Source organism: Streptomyces sp. T028, from assembly GCF_048159505.1.
Taxonomy (GTDB): Bacteria; Actinomycetota; Actinomycetes; order Streptomycetales; family Streptomycetaceae; genus Streptomyces.
Window position 1 is genome coordinate 3,720 of sequence record NZ_JBLRVZ010000105.1, and the last position, 4,069, is coordinate 7,788.

4 protein-coding genes are annotated in these 4,069 nt (G+C 68.7%); 1 reads left to right on the plus strand and 3 read right to left on the minus strand.

Going from position 1 to position 4,069, the window contains the following annotated elements:
* Positions 1 to 70: 70 nt before the first annotated feature.
* A complete protein-coding gene (locus tag ACLZN2_RS50575) occupies positions 71 to 907 on the minus strand; it encodes a 5,10-methylenetetrahydrofolate reductase (RefSeq protein WP_416987006.1) in 837 nt (278 codons plus the stop codon).
* A 3-nt stretch (positions 908 to 910) separates the two neighbouring features.
* Complete coding sequence (gene betA, locus ACLZN2_RS50580) at positions 911 to 2,581, minus strand: choline dehydrogenase (RefSeq protein ID WP_416987007.1); 1,671 nt, start codon at positions 2,579 to 2,581, stop codon at positions 911 to 913.
* A gap of 202 nt (positions 2,582 to 2,783) precedes the next feature.
* Here betA and ACLZN2_RS50585 point away from each other — a divergent pair, with 202 nt between their 5' ends.
* A complete protein-coding gene (locus ACLZN2_RS50585; RefSeq protein WP_416987009.1) occupies positions 2,784 to 3,530 on the plus strand; it encodes an IclR family transcriptional regulator in 747 nt (248 codons plus the stop codon).
* A gap of 190 nt (positions 3,531 to 3,720) precedes the next feature.
* Here the strand turns inward: ACLZN2_RS50585 and ACLZN2_RS50590 are convergent.
* Positions 3,721 to 4,069: SRPBCC family protein (locus ACLZN2_RS50590; RefSeq protein WP_416987008.1), on the minus strand; the 349-nt coding region annotated here is incomplete at its 5' end.

The following is a 4,069-nucleotide window of genomic DNA, read 5'->3' on the forward strand; positions in this document are numbered from 1 at the left end:
GGGCGGGGCTGGTGTTCCAGCCCCGCCCCCGCTGTATACGGTTTTCGCAGCCCGCTGTATACGGTTCTCGTCAACCCGCGAGCCGGTCCAGCAGGGCCCGCCGCCACCTCTCCGTCTCGGCGACCTGGTTGAAAGTGAACACATGGAGGCCCTCAATGCCCGCGGAGGGCGGCGTGAGGGCCTCCTCGGCGCGGCTGAGCAGCCTCTCGGGCGTATAGCCCCCGGGCGTGGCGAAGCGCAGGAACCAGGACGCGTGCTTGGTCAGGAACCGTGTCGACTCCCCCACGCCGATCTTCGTCGCCATGGCGAGCAGCTTCGCCCGCTGCACGGGCCCGGCGACGCCCACGTACACGGGCAGCACGACGTCCCGGCGCCTGATCCGGGCGATCCACTCCCCCAGCACGCGCGCGTCGAAGCAGAGGTTGCTCACGATGTACGTGGCGTGCTCGCGCTTGTCCCACATCGCCTGGATGGTGATGTCGTCGTGGATGAGGGGATGACTCTCGGGGTAGCCGGTGATGCCCACCCCGGCGAAGGGGCCGCCCAGCTCGCTCAGCCTGCGCAGGACCGGCAGGGCACCGTCGTAGGACCCGGCGGGCGGGTTCGCGTCGCCCGCCGGGACGAAGACGTCGTCCACGCCGAGCTCCCGGAGCCGGCCGGTGACCTCCTTGAGGTGCGCGTCGTCCCGCAGCAGCCGCGCGGGCACGTGCGGGACGACGCGGTAGCCGTGCGAGCGGAGCCGGGCGGTGAGGTCGAGGGTCGGTTCCAGGCCCTTGACCGGCGACGCCGTCACGGTGACGACGACGTCGCGCGGCACATGGGCGAGGACCTTGTCCTCGGTCGCCTTCGCGGGCAGTACCTCGTAGCGGACACGCTCCAGCAGCGTCCGCAGCCCGTCGGCGGCCAAGGTTTACCCGGCCTGCTGCTGGGCGTCGCGGTGACGGTAGAACGCGGCCTTGGACGGGGGCAGGGGCTCCTTGCCGAGGATCAGGTCTGCGGCCTTCTCAGCGACCATCATCACCGGGGCGTAGATGTTGCCGTTGGTGACGTACGGCATGACCGAGGCGTCGACCACGCGCAGGCCCTCCACGCCGTGCACGCGCATGCTGGTGGGGTCGACGACGGACATCTCGTCGGTGCCCATCTTGCAGGTGCAGGAGGGGTGCAGGGCGGTCTCGCCGTCCTTGGCGACCCAGGCGAGGATCTCCTCGTCGCTCTCCACGGAGGGTCCGGGTGAGATCTCGCCGTCGTTGTAGGGGGCGAGCGACGGCTGGTTGAGGAGCCTGCGGGCCACCCGGATCGCCTCGACCCATTCGCGCCGGTCCTGTTCGGTGGACAGGTAGTTGAAGCGCAGGGCGGGGTGTTCGCGCGGGTCCTTGCTCTTGATCTTCACCGAGCCGATCGCGTCGGAGTACATGGGTCCGACGTGGACCTGGTAGCCGTGGCCGCCGGCCGGCACGGAGCCGTCGTAGCGGACCGCGATGGGCAGGAAGTGGAACATCAGGTTGGGGTAGTCCACGTCCTCGTTGCTGCGGGCGAAGCCGCCGGCCTCGAAGTGGTTCGTGGCGGCCGGGCCCTTGCGGAAGAGCCACTGGAGCCCGATGAAGGGGGCCCGCCACTTCGCCAGGTACGGCTGCATGGAGACGGGCTGCTTGCAGGCGTACTGGATGTAGACCTCGAGGTGGTCCTGCATGTTCTCGCCCACGCCGGGGAGGTCGTGGACGACGTCGATGCCCAGGGCGCGCAGTTCCTCGGCGTTGCCGACGCCGGACAGCTGCAGCAGCTGCGGGGAGTTGATCGCCCCGCCGCACAGGATCACTTCCTTGGCGCGGACCTGCTTCGGGGCGCCCTTGCCGCGCTGGTACTCGACGCCGACGGCCTTCTTGCCCTCGAACAGGACACGGGTGACCAGGGCGCGCGTGGTGACGGTGAGGTTGGGGCGCTTCCGGATCGGCTTGAGGTAGGCCTTGGAGGCGGAGAGGCGACGCCCGCGGGAGACATTGCGGTCGAACTTGGCGAAACCTTCCTGCCGGTAGCCGTTGACGTCGGTCGTGGGCGGGTAGCCCGCCTCCTCGGTGGCCTTGAGGAAGGCGCCGAACAACGGGTTGGTCGCCGGGCCGCGCTCCAGGACGAGCGGGCCGTCGTGGCCGCGGAACTCGTCGTCCGGGTCGGCGGCGAGACAGTTCTCCATCCGGCGGAAGTACGGCAGACAGTGCGCGTAGTCCCAGGTCTCCATGCCGGGATCGGCCGCCCAGCGCTCGTAGTCCATGGGGTTGCCGCGCTGGAAGATCATGCCGTTGATGCTGCTGGAACCGCCCAGGACCTTGCCGCGCGCGTGGTAGATGCGCCGGCCGCCCATGTGGGGCTCGGGCTCGGACTCGTACTTCCAGTCGTAGAACCGGCTGCCGATCGGATACGTCAACGCGGCGGGCATGTGGATGAACACGTCCCACGGAAAGTCGGACCGGCCGGCCTCCAGCACCAGGACCCGGTTCGAGGGGTCCGCGGAGAGCCTGTTCGCCAGTGCGCTGCCGGCCGAACCACCACCGACGATGACGAAGTCGTACTGCGGGGAAGCCATGGTGCCTCGTCTCGCTCGCGCCATAGATACGCGAGGCATGCTAGTCCCAGTAGCGCTATATGCACTAGGTTGCGAACCACGCAACTTACGTGGGTTTCGTTTCAAGAGGGTTACTTGCAAAGGCGTTGTTTACTGCACGTATAGTTGCGCTGTGAGCAACTACAGCACAGACACCGAAACGTCGAACTCGCAGTCCGGCGGAGTGCAGTCGGTCGACCGAGCCATCAGCGTGCTGGAAATCCTGGCCCAGCGCGGCGAGGCGGGCGTCAGCGAGGTGGCCGCCGAGATCGATGTTCACAAGTCCACCGCGTTCCGCCTGCTCGGCGCCCTGGAGGCACGCGGTCTGGTGGAGCAGGCGGGCGAGCGCGGCAAGTACCGGCTCGGCTTCGGCATCGTACGCCTGGCCGGCGCGGTCACGGGACGTCTTGACATCACCCAGCAGGGCCGTCCCGTCTGCGAGCGCCTCGCGGACGAGATCGGCGAGACGGTCAACATCGCGGTCATGCAGGAGCACTACGCGATCAACCTGTACCAGGTGCGCGGTCCCGCGGCCGTCGCCGCGCACAACTGGGTCGGTGAGCTGACCCCGCTGCACGCGACGTCGAGCGGCAAGGTCCTGTTGGCCCATCTGCCCGCCAAGGAGCGGGCCGCGGTGCTGGCGAAGTCCGGCCTGGAGAAGGTCGGCCCGCACACCATCACCGCGAAGGCGAAGCTGGAGAAGAACCTGGCGGAGGCCCGGGAGCGCGGCTACGCCTGGACGCTGGAGGAGCTCGAGATCGGGCTGCACGCGATGGCCGCCCCGATCAGGGACCGGGACGGTGTGGTCATCGCGGCACTGAGCGCGTCGGGCCCCTCCTACCGCTTCACCGAGGAGCGGCTGCACGAGCTCTCCCCGATCCTGCTCAAGGGCGCGGAGGAGATCAGCCACCGCATGGGCTACCTCGGCTGAGTCCGGACAGGATCTAGGGCGTGTTTCGAAAGTCCCGCCTGCCCGGCGACGCCTGGCACGCACGCTCGCCGCGTTGTCGGGATCACCCCGATACATCCAGTATCGGGGCGACCCTCCGCCTTGCGATCGCACGCACCAGACGCCGCCGGGCCCGCCCTACGGGCGGACGACGCTACTTTCGAAACACGCCCTAGCCCTGCTGGGCTCCGAGGCGTTCGTTGACCCAGTCGTGGAAGGCGCCTATGTGGTGCTCGCTGGGCACCAGCACGCCGCCCTTGGCGTACATCCGCGAGCTCATGCCGGGCTGGGTGCGTTCGCAGGCCTCGAAGTCCTGCACGTTGACCCGGTGGAACAGCTCCACCGACCGGCTGACGTCCTTGCCGCTCTCCACCACGTGCGGCAGGTACAGCCAGTCGCACTCGACGATCGTGCGGTCGACGGCGACCGGGTACATGCGGTGGAAGATGACGTGGTCGGGGACGAGGTTGATGAAGACCTGCGGCTTGACGGTGATCGCGTAGTAGCGGCGGTCCTGGTCC